Source organism: Microbacterium sp. AG157 (assembly GCF_003385695.1).
Classification (GTDB): Bacteria; Actinomycetota; Actinomycetes; order Actinomycetales; family Microbacteriaceae; genus Microbacterium; species Microbacterium testaceum.
Map to the genome: position 1 here is coordinate 1 of NZ_QRDK01000003.1, position 19,369 is coordinate 19,369.

At 70.0% G+C, this 19,369-nt stretch carries 17 protein-coding genes; 5 read left to right on the top strand and 12 right to left on the bottom strand.

The features are described 5' to 3' along the window. Positions 1 to 424: 424 nt before the first annotated feature. Genes DEU35_RS09545 through DEU35_RS16845 form a run of 3 tightly spaced genes read right to left on the bottom strand, consistent with a single transcriptional unit; the run spans position 425 to position 3,734 of the window. Positions 425 to 1,747: a glycosyltransferase family 2 protein gene (locus tag DEU35_RS09545; RefSeq protein ID WP_258027923.1), complete on the bottom strand. Its 1,323-nt coding sequence runs from the start codon at positions 1,745 to 1,747 to the stop codon at positions 425 to 427. Continuing rightward, positions 1,744 to 2,745 (bottom strand): glycosyltransferase, encoded by a 1,002-nt coding sequence (locus tag DEU35_RS09550; protein ID WP_103208515.1) that lies wholly within the window; start codon positions 2,743 to 2,745, stop codon positions 1,744 to 1,746. Before DEU35_RS09550 ends, DEU35_RS09545 begins: the two co-directional genes overlap by 4 nt. After that, the gene (locus DEU35_RS16845; protein ID WP_170210728.1) at positions 2,742 to 3,734 is read right to left on the bottom strand and encodes a WcbI family polysaccharide biosynthesis putative acetyltransferase; all 993 of its coding nucleotides are present in this window, start codon (positions 3,732 to 3,734) and stop codon (positions 2,742 to 2,744) included. The genes DEU35_RS09550 and DEU35_RS16845 overlap by 4 nt, the downstream gene beginning before the upstream one ends. A gap of 6 nt (positions 3,735 to 3,740) precedes the next feature. Here DEU35_RS16845 and DEU35_RS16850 point away from each other — a divergent pair, with 6 nt between their 5' ends. From DEU35_RS16850 to DEU35_RS09570, 4 genes are read left to right on the top strand one after another with little or no spacing between them, the layout of a single operon-like run. Next, positions 3,741 to 4,880: a glycosyltransferase gene (locus DEU35_RS16850; RefSeq protein ID WP_170210727.1), complete on the top strand. Its 1,140-nt coding sequence runs from the start codon at positions 3,741 to 3,743 to the stop codon at positions 4,878 to 4,880. Further along, positions 4,877 to 6,013 (top strand): glycosyltransferase, encoded by a 1,137-nt coding sequence (locus DEU35_RS09560; RefSeq protein ID WP_218026375.1) that lies wholly within the window; start codon positions 4,877 to 4,879, stop codon positions 6,011 to 6,013. The genes DEU35_RS16850 and DEU35_RS09560 overlap by 4 nt, the downstream gene beginning before the upstream one ends. After that, positions 6,010 to 7,014: a hypothetical protein gene (locus DEU35_RS09565; RefSeq protein WP_174799718.1), complete on the top strand. Its 1,005-nt coding sequence runs from the start codon at positions 6,010 to 6,012 to the stop codon at positions 7,012 to 7,014. Before DEU35_RS09560 ends, DEU35_RS09565 begins: the two co-directional genes overlap by 4 nt. Further along, positions 7,011 to 7,823, top strand: a complete 813-nt coding sequence (locus tag DEU35_RS09570) for a glycosyltransferase family 2 protein (protein ID WP_116239374.1) — start codon at positions 7,011 to 7,013, stop codon at positions 7,821 to 7,823. Before DEU35_RS09565 ends, DEU35_RS09570 begins: the two co-directional genes overlap by 4 nt. Before the next feature lie 7 nt (positions 7,824 to 7,830). On the opposite strand, the gene DEU35_RS09575 is transcribed toward DEU35_RS09570, so the two are convergent. The 5 genes from DEU35_RS09575 to DEU35_RS09595 are packed head-to-tail and all read right to left on the bottom strand — an operon-like array spanning position 7,831 to position 13,118. Then, positions 7,831 to 8,991: a serine hydrolase domain-containing protein gene (locus tag DEU35_RS09575; protein ID WP_246078338.1), complete on the bottom strand. Its 1,161-nt coding sequence runs from the start codon at positions 8,989 to 8,991 to the stop codon at positions 7,831 to 7,833. After that, on the bottom strand, positions 8,988 to 9,944 hold the full coding sequence (locus tag DEU35_RS09580) for a family 43 glycosylhydrolase (protein WP_094736156.1): 957 nt from the start codon (positions 9,942 to 9,944) through the stop codon (positions 8,988 to 8,990). Before DEU35_RS09580 ends, DEU35_RS09575 begins: the two co-directional genes overlap by 4 nt. 29 nt (positions 9,945 to 9,973) lie before the next feature. Then, on the bottom strand, positions 9,974 to 10,798 hold the full coding sequence (locus DEU35_RS09585) for a carbohydrate ABC transporter permease (RefSeq protein ID WP_116239375.1): 825 nt from the start codon (positions 10,796 to 10,798) through the stop codon (positions 9,974 to 9,976). Further along, entirely contained in the window at positions 10,795 to 11,766 is a 972-nt protein-coding gene (locus DEU35_RS09590) for a carbohydrate ABC transporter permease (protein ID WP_371861629.1), read from the bottom strand. The genes DEU35_RS09585 and DEU35_RS09590 overlap by 4 nt, the downstream gene beginning before the upstream one ends. Next, complete coding sequence (locus tag DEU35_RS09595; RefSeq protein WP_103208507.1) at positions 11,766 to 13,118, bottom strand: ABC transporter substrate-binding protein; 1,353 nt, start codon at positions 13,116 to 13,118, stop codon at positions 11,766 to 11,768. The genes DEU35_RS09590 and DEU35_RS09595 overlap by 1 nt, the downstream gene beginning before the upstream one ends. Before the next feature lie 179 nt (positions 13,119 to 13,297). Between DEU35_RS09595 and DEU35_RS09600 the strand changes: the two genes are divergently transcribed. Next, the gene (locus tag DEU35_RS09600; RefSeq protein ID WP_103208505.1) at positions 13,298 to 14,320 is read left to right on the top strand and encodes a LacI family DNA-binding transcriptional regulator; all 1,023 of its coding nucleotides are present in this window, start codon (positions 13,298 to 13,300) and stop codon (positions 14,318 to 14,320) included. Between the two features lie 153 nt (positions 14,321 to 14,473). On the opposite strand, the gene DEU35_RS09605 is transcribed toward DEU35_RS09600, so the two are convergent. The 4 genes from DEU35_RS09605 to DEU35_RS09620 form a co-directional block, all read right to left on the bottom strand. Next, a complete protein-coding gene (locus DEU35_RS09605) occupies positions 14,474 to 16,156 on the bottom strand; it encodes an alpha-amylase family glycosyl hydrolase (protein ID WP_103208503.1) in 1,683 nt (560 codons plus the stop codon). 27 nt (positions 16,157 to 16,183) lie between these two features. After that, complete coding sequence (locus DEU35_RS09610; protein WP_094736171.1) at positions 16,184 to 17,005, bottom strand: carbohydrate ABC transporter permease; 822 nt, start codon at positions 17,003 to 17,005, stop codon at positions 16,184 to 16,186. A 98-nt stretch (positions 17,006 to 17,103) separates the two neighbouring features. Next, the gene (locus DEU35_RS09615; RefSeq protein WP_094736161.1) at positions 17,104 to 18,018 is read right to left on the bottom strand and encodes a carbohydrate ABC transporter permease; all 915 of its coding nucleotides are present in this window, start codon (positions 18,016 to 18,018) and stop codon (positions 17,104 to 17,106) included. Continuing rightward, the gene (locus tag DEU35_RS09620) at positions 18,015 to 19,328 is read right to left on the bottom strand and encodes an ABC transporter substrate-binding protein (protein WP_181904623.1); all 1,314 of its coding nucleotides are present in this window, start codon (positions 19,326 to 19,328) and stop codon (positions 18,015 to 18,017) included. The genes DEU35_RS09615 and DEU35_RS09620 overlap by 4 nt, the downstream gene beginning before the upstream one ends. Positions 19,329 to 19,369 lie beyond the last annotated feature (41 nt).

Below are 19,369 nucleotides of genomic sequence, written 5' to 3' on the forward strand. Positions count from 1 at the left end.
CCAACAAAAGTCAGACCGACGAGGAATAAATTGGCATTTGACAAGTGCACGCTGTTGAGTTCTCAAGGAACGGACGCACCCACAGAAACGATCTCTCGACCTACCCGTGAGGCGGTTCACTTCATTTGACCTGCGGACTCGACAACCAAACCAGCGCAATTGAGCTTCGCTAAGAAGCAGTCAGACTGAGTTTGTGTGCCGAGTGGCAGGATCCCAACTGTAGACCAAAGAGTCGAAACTCTCAAGTGTTGGTGTTGGGGGTGGTTCGCCGCTTGAGAGGACGCGGGGCCTTTCGGCCGCTCCGCTCTCCCCTGTGGGGCGAACATGTAAGAGCTTACGTGCGACCCCGGGTTCGGTCGAACTCATGCGCTTCCCGGGCGTGTCGCGAAGCTGATTCCTCGGAATTCCGCGGAAGTCGGTGGACTCAGAGGAACCGAGGGGCTCCGCCCCACGCGCCCAGCCACGCTTCGACCGACGGTTCCGCCCGCAGGACGTGCATGCCCTCGATGACGCGAGTGGTCTCTGCGTGCCCCGACCTCGTGCTCCACCGTGTGCTCCTGGCGCGGGCCCGGCGGCTCGTCGCCGACCCGAGCGGCACCCCCTCCGCAGACCGCAGATGCACTCGTCCCACGTCACCTTCGCCGAGGACGGCGAGGGCATCGCTCAGCGCATCGGGACGCAACACGACCACCGGGTGCTCCAGCTCCACCCTCACGCGCGGGTCCTCGGTGACGGCAGAGCGAACGCGGGGGTCAGCGCGCAGCGCGGCCGCATCCGGGACCGGCGCCATCACGACAGCGGCTCTCGGCAGCGCCGCAAGGAGCGAGTCGGCGCACACGAACGCGGCCGCGGTCGTCGTCACCGGCACGCGTACCTCGATGTCGGGCATCGCGGGAAGGAGACCTCGTGCCGCTGACCCATCGACGGGGATCTTCGTCACCAGCTGAATCGACTGCCGATTGCCCTCGGCGTCACGCTCGGAGTCCCCCCGGCCCGCCCAGTCCGGGCCGTCGTGCCAGGCCACGGCATCCGGAACATGCGCGAGAACCGCGCCGGCTTGCCAGCACCGGTGCGCCCATTCCCAATCCTCTCCTCCGTACGACGAGAAGGTCTCGTCGAAACCGCCCACCTCGTCGAAGAATGATCGGGAGCAGGCGACGACGGCGCTGATGACATACCGATAGGACCGGTCGTCGGCGAGCAGGAGATTCTGGCTGCGCTGGTACGCGTCTCGGAGCCAGGCCGGTTCGGGGAGTTCCCGTGCGGGACCGCATTCCTCGACCGGGATCTGGGCCGGGACGCCCGCGAAGTCCGCGTGTCGACGGCGCCCCACCGTCACCGCCTCGGACAGGAGTGCGGGAAGACGCGAGATCCGTCGCACGTACTCGGGTTCCGGGCTGGTGTCGGCATCCAAGAAGCAGAGAACATCGCCCGACGCGGCCGCCGCTCCCAGGTTTCGAGCGGCAGCCGCGCGGAAACCGCGGTCCTCCTGACGAACCAGCAGGACGCCCTCTGGGACCGACGGCGCCTCGGGAGAGCCGTCGTCGGCGACGATGATCTCGAGACGGTTGCGCGGGTGATCCTGTCGGCGGAGAGCCTCGAGGGTGCGGGCGAGTTCCGCCGGCTGAGCGTAATGGGTGACGATGACGCTCACGCGCGGCGGTTGGGGCTCGAGGTGTGCGACCAGGTCCCAGCGGTTGCCCGGCACCCATGGCATCCGGTCGTTCCAGGGGGTGTCCCCCGTCATGACGTGACCTCGCTCCACCAGCGGAGGTACGCGCGGGCGGCGTCAGCGCGTCCGAAAGGCACAGGGTGCTGGCCGTGCCATGTGGAGGGTGCGTCGACACGGGCGGCGGAGATCGCCGCCGCGAGGGCGTCCGGCTCGACGAGGGTGACGGTGTCGGGCCTGAGCGCGGCCATCTCGTCGTTGTAGCGGTTGCGGACGGCGAGAGGACGGCGTCCCCAGCCGATCCACGAGGCCAGAGAGCCCGACGCCGAGACATGCCGGTGCGCGATCACCGGGACGGCGATGCGACGCACCCGGTCGGCCATCTCGGCGTCGTCGAGCCACCCGGTCACTTCCACCGACACCCCCCGCGCGCCGGCGAGTCGCGCGAAGGCGTCGAGGTCGCCCGCGTGGCCGTCGGAGGCGCGTCCGAGCACGGTCAGTCGCGTCAGCCCCGCGGTGGCAGCGGCTTCGAGCGCCTCGTCATGACCCTTGCCGGGGTAGAAGTATCCGAGGACGCCGACGGAGTCGTCGACCTCCGGCGTTGCGAGCGGCACGGCCACGGAATCGACCGGGAGAGGCACGACGGCGACCGGGCCGTCGAAGACGCCCTCTTCGCGCAGCAGTTCGCGCTCATGGGCGCTGTTGACGACGACCCCGCGCGACGCCTCGGTCACGGCGCGATAGAAGGCTCGGCGCCGCGGGCGGTTGCGTTCGCCGTCGGATTCCTGCGGCACGTCGTGCAGCGTCACGGTGAGCGGATGCCGGGCGGCGAGGCCCGTGAGCGCGTGCGTCGCCTCCTCGGGCGATGCTCCCCACAGGCGGTCGGTGACGTGAGCGTGCACCGGCGTCCCTTCGGGGAGGGCGGCGAGAGCATCGACGGTCGTGATCCGCGCGTGCGGCTCCGCCGCCACGACTTCGGCCGCGATCTGCCGGGCGTAGACCGCGACGCCGTGCGGGCCGGGATGGACGAGGAGCACCGGGAGGGTGGCATCCGGGATCGAGATCTTCGAACTCATGCGGCGGCGCTCCAGGTGCGCAGCAGCGGGGCCATACGGTCGACGACGGCGGCGAGGAGGGCGGGACGTTTCGCGTAATAGGCGAGGTGGGCGCGGCGCACGGCGTCGGCCGAGACGGTCTCGCCGGCCACGATCCATTCGGGGCGAGGTGCGGCGTCGAGGTTCCACGCGTCGACGACCCACGATTCGAGCGGCGCGCGCACCGAAGCGAGGATCGGCCGCCCCGGGTCGACGACGCGTCCGGGCGAGCCCAGTGCCTCGACGATGCGCTCCCCCAGGGGCAGGAAGAGGGCGTTGCCGGGGTGATTGACCGTGCGCGCGAGGTCTTCGACGACGGGAGAGAAGAGGTCGGATGCCGCGACGTCGAGGCCGAGGGCCTCGCGGCGACGCAGTTCCGCAACGGAGGCGTCGGCCAGAGCGCGAACCGCCGAGGCGGGAAGGTGCGCGGGCACGCTCAGCCCGGCCGCTTCGGCGACCGTGCGGACGTCGTGATAGGCCACCAGGGGCGGGTCCTCGGGGAACGCGGGGAGTCGGAGCACCGCCTGGAACGGGTGCAGACCCGCGAAGCGAACAGCGGGAACGAGCACCACGCGGGCGCCGGAAGGAAGCGAAGCCCGCAACTGCGCGGTGCCGAGCGGGAGGCCGCGGTAGTCGTCGCGGATGGGCTGCGACACGAGGAAGGACGCCCCCGCGAGCAGAGCGTGCAGACGGGACGCTTCGGCGGCGTCGAGCTCGTGCACGGCGGGGATCCGCACGGCCGGCAGCTGTTCGGAGGCGATGACGAGCCGCAGGGACTCGGCCTGGCAGTTGCCGACGACGACGCCGTAGCCGTCGGGGGCGGGTGCGTCGCCGAAGAACTCGGCGTAGTGGACACGACGCGCTATCACCGCGTCGCCGTGGTCCGCAAGGCTTGTCGCGCCTGCCCTCTCCGCACCCATGATGTGAACGTATCCGTCGGTGTCGTCGTCGTCCCAACCGCCCCGTTGCATTGCGATGTGCCTGGCGATGCGGTACGCGCACCGTCACGCACGCAATCACGAGGAGGAGAGAAGATCGTCGTCACCCCCATTCGAGTCGCCGCCGTTCCCTCGGCCCATCCCTACGTCGCCGCCATCGCGGATCCGCACCACGTTCGCGTGCTGGCCGACCCGCCGCCGCCGGGAGCTCCGGCCGGCCAGTGGTGGCCCCCGCAGGTCCTGCTGCCGGCGTGGCTCGAGGCGAACGTCGAAGATTTCGACCTGGTCCACGTGCATTTCGGGATCGAGTCGTACAGCCCCGCGGAACTCGAGGACACGGTCGCGACCCTGCGCCGCCTCGGTCGGCCATTGGTCTACACGGTGCACGATCTGGAGAACCCCCAGCTGAGCGCGCAGGACGAGCACCGCGCTTCGCTCGCCGTGCTCGCCGCCGCAGCGGACGAGCTCATCACCCTCACCGACACCGCCGGGGCCGAGGTGCACACGATCGCGCACCGCGCCACGACCGTGATCCCGCATCCGACCCTCCTCGGAGACGATCCGCGTCCGACCGGATCGGCCCACGACACCACCCGTGTGGGCGTTCACCTGCGCGACCTCCGCCCCAACATCGACGGCGTCGGAACCACCGCCACGCTCGTGCGGGCCATTTCCGACCTGCGCGCTCAGGGAGCGCGCGTCGAGGCCGTCGTGCGGGTGAACGAGCGGGTACGCGACGAGGAGGCCGCGGCATCCATCGATCTGCTGGTCGCGGGGACCGAGGGCGTCCGCGTCGAGCGCGGGCCCCGTCTCGACGACGACGCGCTCGCCCGCTGGCTCGCCGACCTCGACGCGTGCGTGCTGCCCTACCGACACGGCACGCAGTCGGGATGGGCCGAGCTCTGCTACGACCTGGCCGTCCCAGTGATCGGTACGCGCATCGGACACATCGCGGCTCAGCATCCGGACGATTTCCACACCTTCGACGTGGGTGAGCCCGTGTCCCTCGCGCGAGCGATCCTCGACGCCACGCACGAGGTGTGGTCCACGCCCGGTTCCGCTCGACGCGAGGGCGAAGTCCTGCGCCGACGCAGCGAGCGCTCCGCGGAGCTCGAGGACGTGCGATCAGCGCACCTCGCCGTCTATCGCCGCGTGCTCGCCGCCGAGGTGGCCGCGTGATCCGCGGGCAGCGGCCGCTGCGCGTGCTGGTCGTCGCGCCGTCGCGCTACCCGCTTCGACAACCACACGCGGGCGGCCTCGAGGCCACCGTCTGGGATCGGGTGCGCTGGCTCCGTTCCCGCGGACACCAGGTCACCCTGTGCGCGGCGGAGGGTTCCGACTTCCTCGACGACGTGCCCGAGTTCCGCCTTCCCGCGCCGGAGTGGACGCGGCCGGAGCACTCCTCCGACACCGAGTACCCGCGGGGATACGCCGAAGCCGTCGACGCGGCCTTCGACGCCGCCCGGGACCGGCTGATCGCCGACCGCCATCACTTCGACGTCGTCGACAACCACAGCCTGCACCCGGCTCCCATCCGCTGGAGCGTCGAGGCCGACATCCCCGTCGTCACGACCCTGCACACGCCTCCGCTGGAGGCCCTGCTCGAGGCGGCAGCCGAGGTGTCCGAGGCCTCCCATCGGTTCGTCGCCGTGAGCCAGGCCACCGCGCGCGCCTGGTCGGTCGAGGGCGTCGACGCATTCGTCTTCCCCAACGGTGTCGACACCGATCAGTGGATCCGCGGTGCGGGCGGACCCTCGTGGGTCTGGTCGGGGCGCGTCGTCCCCGAGAAGGCCCCCCACCTGGCGATCGAGGCGGCGCGCGAGGCCGATGCGCACATCGTGCTGGCCGGGCGGATCGGCGATGTGGACTATTTCGAGCAGGAGATCGTCCCCCGTCTCGGCGTGCACGCGCGATACGTCGGCCCGCTTCACCAGGCCGATCTCTGCCGCCTGGTCGGGTCTTCGGCGGTCGCTCTCGTGACGCCGATGTGGGAGGAGCCGTTCGGGCTCGTGATCGCCGAGGCCCTCGCGACCGGGACTCCCGTCGCGGCCTTCGACATCGGCGGCGTCTCCGAGGTGCTCGCGGGCATGCCGGGTTCGGCGACGGTCATGCCCGGCGACATCGTCGCCCTCGCGAAGGCCGCCGCCCACCTCGCCGCCGAGGGCGTTCGCGAGCCGCTCACGCGCGTGTGGACACGCCAAGCCGCGGTACGTCAGCATTCCCTCGCTCACCGGCACCGCGAGGTCGAGCGCGTGCTCACCCACGTCGCGCAGCCCGCCGCCGCGCGCAGGGTGCCGGCGGTGTCGTGGTGATCGGCTGGTACGTCCACCATCACGGCTACGGGCATGTCGCGCGGTTCCTCGCGGTGACCCCGCACCTGCGGACGCCCGTCGTCGCCTTCTCGTCGATGCCCCGCCCGGCGGGCCTTGCTGCGGGGGTGGACTGGATCGAACTGCCCCCGGATGCCGACCCCTTCCCCCGGGCCGATGGGTCGACGGCCGATCCGCGAGACGCCGACCCCACGGTGCGCGGTCATCTGCACTGGGCACCGCACGATCACCCGGGCCATCGCGACCGTCTGGCACTCATCGCTTCGACCGCCGCCGAACGGTCCGTGACGGCCCTGGTGGTGGACGTGAGCGTCGAGGTCGTGGCGCTCGCGCGCCTGCTCGGACTGCGCACCCTCGCCATGACGCAGCCCGGGACGCGCACGGACGCGCCGCACGCGCTCGCCTACGACCTCGCCGACGCCATCCTCGCGCCCTGGCCGCGCGGCGCCGTCTGCGCCGACGCACTGACGGCGCACGCCGATCGCGTGGTCTGGACGGGCGGGATCTCGCGCTTCGACGGACGCGAACGCGACGCACCGCGCGAGGAACGGTCGGTGCTGCTGCTGGGCCGGGTGGTCGACGAGCACGTCCGCGAGGATGCCGTCGCACGGCTTCGCGAGCGGGGATGGGACGTCACCTCGGCGGGACACGACCCCTCTTCCCGGGTCGACGATCCGTGGCCGCTGCTCGCACGCAGCACGGTCGTGGTGAGCGCCGCCGGGCAGAACAGCGTGGCGGATCTGGCTGCAGCGGGCGCGCGTGCAGTGGTCGTCGCGCAGGAGCGCCCGTTCGACGAGCAGCGGGACACGGCCGCAGCGCTCGAGCGGTGGGGGCTCGCCCGGCAGGGCGGCAGCGGCATCGACGCCGCGGGTCTCGTGGCGCTCGTCGAGCTCGCCGCCGGAGACGACCCCGACTGGTCGCGGTGGCAGGTCGACGGAGCGGCCGCGCGCATGGCCGCGGCGATCGAGGCGGCGCTGCCGTGAAGACCGCCGTCCTCACGGTCGCCTCGCGATCCCGGCGGGAGCACCTGGACCGCCAACGACGCGTGCTCGCCGAGGTCGCCGACGACATCGTGCGCGTCGAGGTCTGGCTCGATGAGACACCGCCGGCCGACGTCCCGGATGCCGGCACCCTCACGCTGCACGTTCCACCGGGGTCGACGGGGCTCCGCGTCGGCGAAGGTCGCAACCGTGCCGCCGCGGCGGCCATCGAGGCAGGGGCCGAGCTGCTCGTCTTCCTCGACGTGGACTGCCTGCCCGGCGCCGACCTGCTTTCCGCATACCGGACCGCGGCCTCGAGCAACCCCGACGCCGTCCTCTCGGGAGCGGTCACGTACCTGGTGAGCGTGCAGCGGCCGGAAACGGCATCCGATCTGCCCTTCCTCACCCGTCCCCACCGGGCCCGGCCCGCCCTGCCCGCCGGTGCGACCCGCCGAGCGACCCCGGAGGAGTACGACCTGTTCTGGTCGCTGTCCTTCGCCGTCACCCCCGCGACGTGGAAGCGCATCGGGGGGTTTCACCCGGGCTACGAGGGGTACGGCGCGGAAGACACCGACCTCGCCTGGACGGCGCGAGCGGCCGACATCGAGATGCTCTGGGTGGGCGGCGCGGACGCGTACCACCAGTGGCATCCGGTGTCTTCTCCCCCGTGGCAGCATCTCGACGACATCCTGCGCAACGGCGCCACCTTCCACGAACGGTGGGGCGTGTGGCCGATGGGCGGGTGGCTCGAGGCGTTCGCAGCGGCCGGGGCCATCGAGCGACGCGAGGACGGGTGGGCGCGGGTGCGCTGAATCCCGATCAGCGCACGACCTCGCGGAGCGCGTCGACGATGCGCGTCGCGCGGGGATCGTCGGCCTCCATCCAGTTGGTCACGAAGGCGAATCCGATCCGGGAGTCGAGGTCGGCGAACGCCACCTGACCACCGGCTCCATCGTGCCCGAAGCTCGTGGGGCCCAGGTAACGGCGGGCCTCGGAGTCGAGCTGGAAGCCGGCCGCCCACCGCGGCCACGGCGCAGGAGCGGCGAAGACCGGCGGACCGGCGGTCCGTTCCCGCGTCACCACCCGAAGGGTCTCGTCGTCCAGGAGGCGGACGCCCTCGGTGACGGCGACGGTGGCGGACCACATCGCCGCGACGGCACGAGCGGTGGCGATGGCGCCGGCGCCGGGGATGACCGCGGCGCGGACGTCGTCGGCATTGAAGCCGTCGTCATCGGTGACCAGCGTCTCGGGGAGCGCGCCGCCGAGGGTCATCGCCCGCTCGAGCCAGTCGGTGGTCGCGGGTTCCCGCCCCTCCCGCTGCCGGGCCACATGAGCGGCCAGCGTGGGCCCGACGCGCAGGTGCGCGACGGATGCCGCGACCTCGGGCGGCATCCCGAGCCATGCGCCCCCGCCCACGGCCGCCGCCATCTCGGCGAAGGCCGCTCCCGGTTCCGTCGCGCCGGCGCGACGAACGATCTCTCCGGAGATCCAGCCGTGGGTGAGCGCGTGATAGGCCCATCCCTCGCCCGGTTGCCACAAGGGTTGCTGTCGCGCGAGCAGAGCCGCCATCGCGTCGAAGTCGAGGAGCTGCGCGCGCGAGACGTCCTCTCTGGGAGCCGACACTCCGGCGCGGTGGGCGAGGGCGTCACCGACGCTCACCCGGTCCTTCCCGCGCGCACCGAACTCGGGCCAGAGCGCACTGAGAGGCTCATCGAGGTCGAGACGGCCCGACGCGACCAGCCGCGCCGCCAGGATCGCCATGAGGCCCTTGGTGCAGGAGAACACCACGGACGGCGTCTCGCGCTGCCATCGTCTACCGTCGCGACTGTCGGCCACGCCGCCCCACAGGTCGAGGACGCTGCGACCCTCCACGCGCACAGCGAGAGCGCCGCCCATCTCGGGCAGCCCCTCGAAGGCGGCGGCGAACGCGTCGGCGACGGCCTCGAACCCGGGGGCGACGGTGCCCTCCACAGCCGTCACCGGAGCGCTCCCTCGGTCTCGAGGCGGTCGTCGTTCCATCGCACCGCCACGGGATCGGAGAGCGTTCCGACGAAGACCCCGTCGGAGCTCGTGTTCTCAAAAGCAAGCATGACGGAGCGACCCTCGGCGTCCTGCGCGATGCGACCGCTGTACAGGCTCTCGTCGGTCACGAGGGTGGCGCGCTCCACCGGATACGGCCCCCGCGGATCGTCGAGGGCGACGGCCCAGATCCCGCCGACCTGCCCTTCTCTCGCTCCGGCGAGATGCGCGGAGTCGCACGAGAACAGCAGGACCCACCGTCCCTCGACGTGCACGACCTGCGGCACCTCGAGGTGGGCGAATCCCGCGCCCGGGGCACTGAGCGGAGGCCGCACCTCCCAACGGCGCAGATCGGCCGACCAGGCGTGACCGATCACCCCGCGGTCGCGCGAGACACCCTCCCGCGCACGAGCGGTGACGAGCATGTGCCAGCCGTCCCCGTCCGGGTCGGCGAACACCCACGGATCGCGCCAGGCTTCTTCGTGCCAGGTTCCGTGCGCGAGCGTCTCGTACCACCGGGGGTCGGCGGAGACGACCACAGCCGGGTCCTTCGTCCATGCGGCGAGGTCGTCCGAGGCGGCGGCCAGCACCGTCTCGACGTTCGTGATCTCGCCCTCGCGGAGAAACCGCGATCCGGTGTAGAACATGCGCCAGTCGGCATCCGTCCGCACGATGCTGCCCGTCCAGGTGGCCGTGGCGTCGGGGGCCTGACCGCCCGACGGCTCCAGTACCGTCCCGTGGACGGTCCACGAGCGCAGGTCGTCGGAGGTGGCGTAGCCGACACTGGCGTTGCGATGGCGCAGATCCGGGTCGCCGAGGCTCATGGGTGCCTGGAGGAACATCATGTGGTGGGTGTCGCCGTCGTGGGCGAGCCAGAAGTCCCAGACCCAGTGGTCGGGCAGCGTGAACGTCATGGGGATCCGTTTCGAGATGGTGGGAGCGCTCAGCCCTTGACCGCGCCCTGGACGAGGGCGCGGATGAACTGGCGCTGGAAGACGAGGAACAGCAGGACGGCGGGAGTGATGATGATCAGGGCCCCCGCATTCAGCAGCGGGATGCTCAGCGAGTACTGGCCCTGGAAGAAGGTCAGGGCGCCCGCAACCGTCCGCTGCAGTGGGTCGGCGATGAGGACGACGGGAAGCAGGAACTGGTTCCACGTCCAGATGAACAGCAGGATCGCCAGGGCCGACAGAGCGGGGGCCGCCAACGGCAGCTGGATGCTGCGGAACTCGCGCCAGATCGACGCGCCGTCCACCCGCGCCGCCTCGGAGAGCTCGCGCGGCACGTTGATGAAGTGGGCGCGCATCCAGAAGACGCCAAAGGGCATGTAGAGCCCGATCAGGGGGAAGATCACCGCCCACGGGGTGTTCACGGTGCCCAACGACTGCGCTTGGTAGTACAGCGGGATGATCAGGGCCTCGAATGGGATGGTGAGCCCGAGAACGAAGAACACCAGGATGCCGCGACCGAAGCGCACCTGAAGGGATCCCAGCGCGAATCCGGCGAGGGTCGCGGCCACCAGACTCACCGGCACGACTCCGAGGACGATCAGCAGGCTGGAACCCATGAGCTGCCAGACGTGACCCGTCTCGAAGGCCGTGGCGAAGTTCCCCCACTGCGGATCGGTCGGCCAGGTCAGCCCCGTCGGGTTGCGGTCGGCCGGCTGCAGGGCGGCCGACAGCATGCTGATCAGCGGCAGGAGCGTCACGATCGTGGCGACGCTGAGGAGGAGGATGCCGAGCAGGCGCTCGGTGCGGCTGGCGATCACGAGTCGCTCGCTCTCGAGAGGCGTTGGATGGGAAGGACCACGACGAGCACGAGCGCCATGAGCACGATGCCGAAGGCGGAGGCCAGGCCCACGTCACTCTGTGTGAAACCGATGCGGAAGATCGACAGGCCGGGAACGAGGGTCGCCCGTCCCGGACCGCCCTGGGTCGAGGTGTAGATGATGTCGAAGCTCGACAGCGCGGCGATGACGGTGACGGTGACGAGCACCGCGATCTCTTGACGCAACCCGGGCAGGGTGATGGTGAAGAACTCGCGCCACCATCCGGCGCCGTCGAGACGGATCGCCTCGTACAGCGACACGTCGATCTTGCCGAGGCCGGTCAGCAGGAGCACGGTGCACAGGCCCGTCAGCACCCACGAACCGATGAGTCCCACCGCGGGGAGGGCGGTGCCGTAGTCGGCGAGCCACGGCCGCGTGATCCAGCCGAGGCCGACCCCTCCGAGGATCTGGTTGATCGCACCGGTCTGGGCGTACATCCACGACCAGGCGATACCCGCCGCGGCCAGCGGGATGATCTGCGGGAGGAAGAGGACGGTCTGCGCGGCCGCCGCGAATCCCTTGTATCGGATGCCGCGGATGAGCGTGGCCAGGACGAGTCCCAGGCTCACGGGAATCACGGTGAAGAACGCGATCAGGATGAAGGCGTTGCGGATGGCGCCGAGGAGGTCGGGGTCGGTGAAGACGGTGAGGTAGTTGCCGAAGCCCACCCATCGGGCGACGCCGATACCGTTCCAGTCGTAGAACGAGTACTGCACGCCTTGGAGGAGCGGCCAGACCACGAACGCGACGTAGAACCCCAGCGCCGGCACGAGCAGCAGCCATCCGGTGCGGGCCGCCCGTCGGGCCACCGCGCGTGCGGCAGCCCGACGAGGAGGTGCGGTCGTTGTCGCCGGAGGGGCGCCGTCGGGTCGAGGGGCCGCCGCGACGGCGACCGCACGATCGGTCATTACTTGCCGACCTCGCTCTCGTAGAACTTCTGCACGCGGTCGACGAAGTCCTGACCGGTAATCTGACTGGTCACCAGCAGCTGCGACTCGGGGATGATCGAGCCGGCGTAGATTCCCGCGGTGGTGTTGGCCATGAAGTCGACCTGCCCGTTCTCGGCGCCGATCTGCGCGGACATCTTCAGGGCGTTCTCGATCAGCGAGCCGGACTCCACCGTGGGCAGGTCCTGCGCCGGGTCGCCACCGGGCGACGCCCCCGTGACATCGACGATGATCTGTCGGGCCGTGGGGTCGGTGTGCACCCAGTTGAGGAAATAGACGATCTCGTTGATGTGCGGCGACTTCGCCGCGACCGAGAACGAGTTCGCCGCTCCCATCGCGACGTGGTCGACTCCCGCCTCTGCGGGCGGCACCAAGAAGAACTCGACGTTCGAGCCGAGTGCCTTCTGATAGTTCGCGGCCTCCCAGTTGCCGTTGAAGGTGAAGAGGCCCTCTCCGCCGGAGAACCGGCTCGTGAAGGTGAAGTAGTCGATCGCGTTGATGTCGGAGGGGAAGTATCCGGCGTCCGCCCACTTGCGCACCAGCTCGGCACCCTCGACGTTTCCGGACTCGTCGTAGCGCGCTCCCGGTTCGTTGAACATCCACGACAGGAATTTGTCCTTGTCGACGTACTGGTTCATCGCGGCCTGCACGACGAAGTTGACGACGCCGTCCTTGTCGCCCGCCATGATCGGCAGGATGCCGGCGGCCTTCGCCTTCGCCATGTCGGCCTCGAGCTCGGCCAGTGTCTGCGGCGGAGAGTCGATGCCCACCTGCGCGGCCAAGGTGGTGTTCATGTAGATCCCGGTGATGCTGTAGCCGAGGCCGAGCTGGTACAGCGAGCCGGAACCGCGCACGCCGTCGTCGTTCATCCGGAGGGGAGCGAGCTGAGACGCGGGCCACGCGCTCCATCCGTACGCGTCGAAATAGGGGTCGAGGTTCGCGACCAGACCGTCGCGGACCGTGTCGCCGAGCGTGGGGAGGCGGATGAGGTCGGGCGGCGTCGCACTGGCGAGGAGCTTCGGGGCGTTCGCGGTGAGGTTCTGGAACGTGTCGCGGTTGATCGTGAAGGTCACGTTCGGGTGCTGCTTGGTGAACTCCTCGGTCAGCTTGTCGGTGACCGGAAAGCCCGTCTCATCGGCGATCGTGAGCTGGACGGGGTCGCTCGTCAGCTCGGTGCTCACCTGGACGTCGTTCTGCGCGGCGGGGGCGGCGCTTCCGGGAGCACAACCGGTGAGCGCGGCGCCGGTGAGGCCCGCGATGGTCAGCAGCGCCAGGGATACCCCTCGGCGACGGCGCGGGAAACGGGTGTTCATGTCGACTCCTTCGTCAATGCTGCGGTGCCGGCGCTCGGGCGGTTCCGGCGTCGGGACTTCTGGTGCGATACCCTTGCTGAAAGGATTTAGCAGGATTATTTATACAGACCTCCACGGCGCTGTCAAGATCGCTGCGAAGATCGTGACCGCGGCATCGAGGCCGCAGAACGGGGGCATCGATGGGCAAGAGGGTCACGCTGGCCGACGTCGCACGCCTGGCCGGTTTGTCCCCCGCGGCGGCGTCGATGATCCTGAACGGCCGACCCGACACCCGGTTGTCGCAGGACGCTCACGAACGCGTCCACGCCGCGGCGGCCGAGCTCGGCTACCGCCCGAACATGGCCGCTCGGGCACTGCGCACCGACACCTCGCACACGGTCGGATTCGTCTCCGACCTGGTCGCCACGACCCGATTCGCCAGTGGACTGATCAAGGGCGCCCTCGGTGCGGCCGAGGCAGCGGGGCAAGTGGTGCTCGTGGCCGAGACCGGTGGCGAGCCCGAGCGCGAGGCCGAGGCGGTGTCGGCACTGCTGGACCGCCAGGTCGACGGCATCATCTTCGCCTCGATGCGCGCACGCGAGACCTTCGTCCCGCCACTCCCCTCGAACCTGCGCGTCGTCATGCTGAACGCGACCAACGAGGTGCATCGCTGCAGCGTGCTCCCCGACGAGGAGACCGGCGGCCGGCGGGCGATCGAGCTTCTCGTCGACGCGGGGATCCGCGACGGCATCCTGCTGCTGGGATACGACGCCGAGGCCGAACGGGACCTCTTCCGCTCCGCCACCGTAGCCGCGCGCGTCCGCGGGATCTCGGCGGCGATGGCCGATGCCGGAGCGCGTTTCCTCCACGAGGAATCGATCTGGTTGTGGGAGCCCGCTCCCGGTTACGAGTTCACCGCGCGCCTGCTCGCGAGAGGCCTGCGGCCGCGCGCGATCGTCTGCCTCAACGACCGGCTCGCCTTCGGCGCCCTCCAGGCCCTCGGAGATGCCGGGCTCCGCGTCCCCGAGGACGTCTCGCTCGTCTCGTTCGACAACGACGAGCTCGCCGCCTACCTCCGCCCGGGGCTCACGACCATCGGCCTCCCGCACGAGGACATGGGGCGTCGCGCCGTCGAGCTGCTCCTGTCGCCCGGGGGCCCGCCCGCGGGGCACCACCTCGTCGACATGCCGGTCGTGGTCCGCGAGTCCATCCGGCGTTCCTGAGCGATCGGGCGATCCGCAAACGAGGTCGCGTGTCCGACACATCCGGATCGTCCGAGGGCTCGTCCCGGATGTGTCGGACGCTCGACATCATCGAGGCAGTGCGTGAGCGCACGCACGCCCCGGCACTCGCGGTACCGGGGCGTGCGTGAGGCGTCAGGCGCGGCGGAGCCAGACCGTCGTCTCACCGGGCAGGAGGTCGCCCTCGAGCGCCGTGCTCGACAGCAGCACGTCACCCGAGGGGAGGGCGGCCGGCTCGCTGCCGAAGTTGGTCACGACCGTCCAGCCGTTCGGGCGCTCGAAGGCCACGACCTCGCCGGGAGTGCCGTCGATCCACCGCAGCTGCTCGTCGGTCTGCAGCTCGTGCCGCAGGTCGAGAGCGCGCCGGTACAGCGTCAGCGTCGAGTCGGCATCGCCGTCCTGCGCGTCGACCGCGTAGGAGCCGAACCACTCCGGCTGCGGCAGGTGCGCGCCGCCCCCTCCGAAGCCGAACGCGGGGCCGATCGCGCTCCACGGCAGGGGCACGCGGCATCCGTCCCGACCCTGATCGATGCCGGGGCTGCGGAAGAACGTCGGATCCTGCCGCGCGGCGTCGGGGATCTCGGCCACCTCGTGCAGACCGAGCTCCTCACCCTGGTACAGGTACGCCGAACCGGGCAGGCCCAGGACGAACATCGCGGCGGCGCGGGCTCGGCGCTCTCCGCGCGCGGCATCGAGCGTCGGCGACTGTCCCCCGGACAGCAACCACTCGTTGCCGTGCTTGAGGGTCGGGCGTCCGTCGTCCCCGCGCTCGGCATCGGGCAGCCCGTAGCGCGTCGCGTGCCGGACGACGTCGTGGTTCGACAGCACCCACGTCGTCGACGATCCCGACTGCGCGGCGAGCGCGAGGTTGTCGGCGACGATGCGGCGGAACTGCGCGGGGTCGAAGTCGGCCTCGAGCAGGTCGAAGTTGAACGCCTGCCCGAGGCTGTCGGCACTCGCGTACAGCGGCACCCGCGAGGGGTGCACCCACGCCTCGGCGACCGCCGTCCGCGGCGGATCGTACGAGTTGAAGACCGCGCGCCACTCGGCGTAGACCTCGTGCACGTCGTCGCGATCGATCATCGGGTGGGAGCCGTCCTGCGGAAGCGCTTCGAGCTCGGCGCGGGAGGGCAGCGGCTCGCTGAGGTCTTTCGTGAGCATGTGCGCCACGTCGATGCGGAAGCCGTCGACTCCCCGGTCGCTCCAGAAACGCAGCGTCGTGACGAAGTCGGCGCGCACCGCGGGGTTCGACCAGTCGAGGTCGGGTTGCGACACGTCGAAGTTGTGCAGGTACCACTGCCCGTCCTCCACCCGCTCCCACGCCGAGCCGCCGAAGATCGACACCCAGTCGGTGGGCGGTTCCCCGCCGTCGGGCCCGGTGCCCTCACGGAAGATGTAACGCGCACGCGCCGCCGACCCGCGGCCCGCGGCCAGCGCCTCCTGGAACCAGGCGTGCCTGTCGGACGTGTGGTTGGGCACGATGTCGACGACGACCCGGATGCCATGGGCGTGCAGCTGCGCGATGAGCTCGTCCATGTCGGCCAGGGTCCCCAGCCGCGGGTCGACGTCGCGGTAGTCGGCGACGTCGTAGCCGCCGTCCGCGAGATCGGAGGGGTAGAAGGGGCTGAGCCAGACGGCATCCACCCCCAGCTCTGCCAGATACGGCACGCGCGAGGTGATTCCGCGGATGTCGCCCAGGCCGTCGCCGTCGGTGTCGGCGAAGCTGCGGGGATACACCTGGTACACCACGGCCTGGCGCCACCAGTCGGGGGCTGCGCTGAGTTCGCGGGTCTGCACGGAGGGTGCGGCGGTGGTCACGTTTTTCCTTTCGAGGGGGGTGGTCGGTCAGCCCTTGACGGCGCCCTGGGTCACGCCCGCCATCACCCAGCGCTGGGTGAAGAGGTAGGCGATGATGGCGGGGGCCATGGCCATGAGGTACGACGCGAAAGCGACGTTGTAGTTGTTGCTGAACTGCGTCTGGAAGAGGTTCTGCCGCACCGGCAGGGTCTGCAGCGCCGGGTCGCTGATGATGAGCGAGGGCATCATGAAGTCGTTCCACGCGTAGAGGAAGGCGAAGATGCCGACGGTGGCGCTCATAGGGGCCAGGAGCGGGAAGATGAGCCGCCAGAACGTCTGCCAGGTCGTCGCCCCGTCGATGCGTGCGCTCTCTTCGAGTTCGAGCGGGATCGACCGGAGGAAGGCCGTGAACAGCAGCACGCTGAAGCTCAGCTGGAACATCGTAGCGAGGATGATCACGCCGACGGGGTTGTCGAGCCCCACCCGACCGGTGAGCTGGATCTGCGGAAGCGCCACGACGGGGAACGGGATGAACATCGCCGCGAGCAGGTAGAAGAACGAGTACCGGAAGAGCTTCCGGTCCCAGTTGCGCGCGATCGCGTACGAGGCGAAGGCGGCGAGCACGATCGTCGCCACGACCGTGCCGGCGGTCACCAGCAGCGAGATCGCCAGACCCACGGGGAACTTCGTCAGCGTCCACGCCTGGACGAAGCCGTCGAAGCTGAGCGGCGAGGGGAACGAGAACGCGTTGCCGTCGACGACCTGCGTGCCGCTCTTCAGCGCCATCGAGACCGTGACGTACAACGGCAGCAGCACCGTAAGGGAACAGAGCACCAGGATCGTCGTCGTCGACCAGTTGATGCGCTCCATGCCGACGCGACGACGGCGGCGGGGAGCCTGGGGGCCCTGACGATCGGGGACGGCGAGCTCGGCCTGCTCGAAGGCGAGGGCCGGCTGGTTGAGAGCGGTCATGACAGGGTGTTCCTTCCCCGGGTCAGCGAGAGCTGCAGGAGCGAGATGACGATGGCCACGACGAAGAAGAGCGCTGCGTTCGCCATCTGATACGCGTAGTCGCCGCCGTTGAAGCCGAGGATGATCGACATCGCGACGCTGCGGGTCGCGGTACCGGGGCCTCCGCCGGTGAGCCCGACGATGATGTCGTAGGCGTTCAGGAAGCCCTTGAAGCCCAGGATGATGTTGATCACCACGTACCCCGCGACGAGCGGGAGCGTGATGCGCAGCAGTTGCTGGGTCTTGCTCGCCCCGTCGAGGCCCGCGGCCTCGTAGACGTCGCCGGGGACGGAGAGGAGCCCCGCGATGTAGATGAGCAGCGTGCCGGGCACGGCCTGCCAGGCGGTGACGATCACGATCGCCACCCACGCCAGGTCGGGGTTGGCGAGCAGGCTCGTCTCGAGCCACGGGATGCCGAGGGCAGCCCCGGCCTGGGGCACCGAGTTGCTGAAGAGGAAATTGAAGACGTAGGCGATGATGATGCCCGAGATCACCATCGGGATGACGAACACCGTCCGCAGGGCCTTCGTGAACCGGATCTGCGAGGTGAGCCCGACCGCGAGCAGGAACGCGGCCACGTTGACCACGATGACCGTGGCCACCGAGAAGCCGAAGGTGAACAGGTACGCCTGCAGGATCGCCGGGTCGCTGAAGATCGCGATGTAGTTGGTCAGGCCCGTGAAGCTCCACTCCCCCAGCCCGATGGAGTCCGTGAAGCTGAAGAAGATGCCGATGAGACCCGGAACCGTGATCGCGAGCGTGAACAGCACGAGGGTCGGCAGCAGGAACAGGTAGTAGATCGGCTCGATCCGGCGGGAGCTGCGACGCGCGGTCGCTTTGCCCCCGGTGACGATCGTGGTGGTGGTGGTCATCGCGCGGCCTCCTCGCCAGCGGCATCGTTCGTCGAGGCCGGGGGCTGGCGGAACGCGAGGCGCGACCAGTCCTCGTCCATGGTGCGCAGGGTGGTCTCGGGCGCTGCGCCGAAGATCATCGCCTGCGCGTAGTTGAAGGTGGGGATCGTCTTGGGCACGAGCACCGAGGCGCCCTGGTAGATGCGGCCTTCGTCGTAGTACGGCACCATGCCCGCCACGCGCGGGTCGCTCGGCGACGGGGCGTCCGCCGTGGGCGCGAAGCCGAGCTGCGACTCGTTGTAGGCCTCGATCACCTCGGGGCGGTAGAGGTACTCGAGGAAGTCGCGAGCGGCATCCTGGTGATGCGATGCCTCGGGGATGATGGCGGCGAGGTCCATGTTGACGCGCACCTTAAGGTCGTCGGGGTCGTCGGTCATCGGCAGGGGGAAGGTACCGACCGGCAGGTCCGGCGCGGTCTTGGCGATCTCGCCGAGCGCCCACGGCCCCTGCAGGTACATCGCCGCCTGCCCCTGTGCGAAGGCGAGGTTCCCATCGCCGTAGGCCCGGCTCTCGGCATCCGCATTCGTGTAGTTCGTCGCGAGCTCGAGCATGCGGTACATGGGCTGGGTGAAGTCCTTCGCGAACGACACCGACGAGTCGGGGCCGACCTGATCGCCCTCGGCGGCCAGGGAGTCGAAGAAGTCGAGCACGTCCAGCGAGCCCCCGACGGAGTAGTCGTACCAGCCCTGGGCGACGGTCCAGTCGTCTTTGAAGGTGCCGTAGAACGGGGTGATGCCGTTGGCCTTCAGGGTCTCGGACACCTCGAGGAGCTCGCCCCACGTGGTGGGGACCGACAGGCCGAGCTGGTCGAAGATCTGCGTGTTGTAGATGACGGATGCCGCCATCACCGAGTACGGCAGGGCGCTGGTGCGACCCGCGCACGAGCCGTACTGGTCCATGAGCGGCTGCAGGTCTTCGCGCACGCTCGCCGCCGCCGCGGTGCCGCTGAGGTCGGAGAGGGCGCAGCGCTGCACGAACCGGGCGACCTCGTAGTTGTAGTTCGCCAGCATGATGTCGGGCGGGTTGCCGCGGACGAAGCTGGCCGAGACGACGTCGACGCCGGAGCTGTCCATCTCGACGCGCACCCTGTCTTGAGAGGCGTTGTACTGCGCGACGACGTCGTTCATGAACGAGAGCGCCTCGCGTTTGCTGAAGGTGAAGCGGATGGTCTCGCGCCCATCGGCCGAGCAGCCCGCGAGCAGGCTCGCCCCGAGCACCCCCACCGCGGCCGCCGCGACCCACCGCCGGGTCGCCCTGGTCTTCGTCGACACCTGGTTCCTCCTCCGCCGCACTGCGAATATGTTGTGTTGAT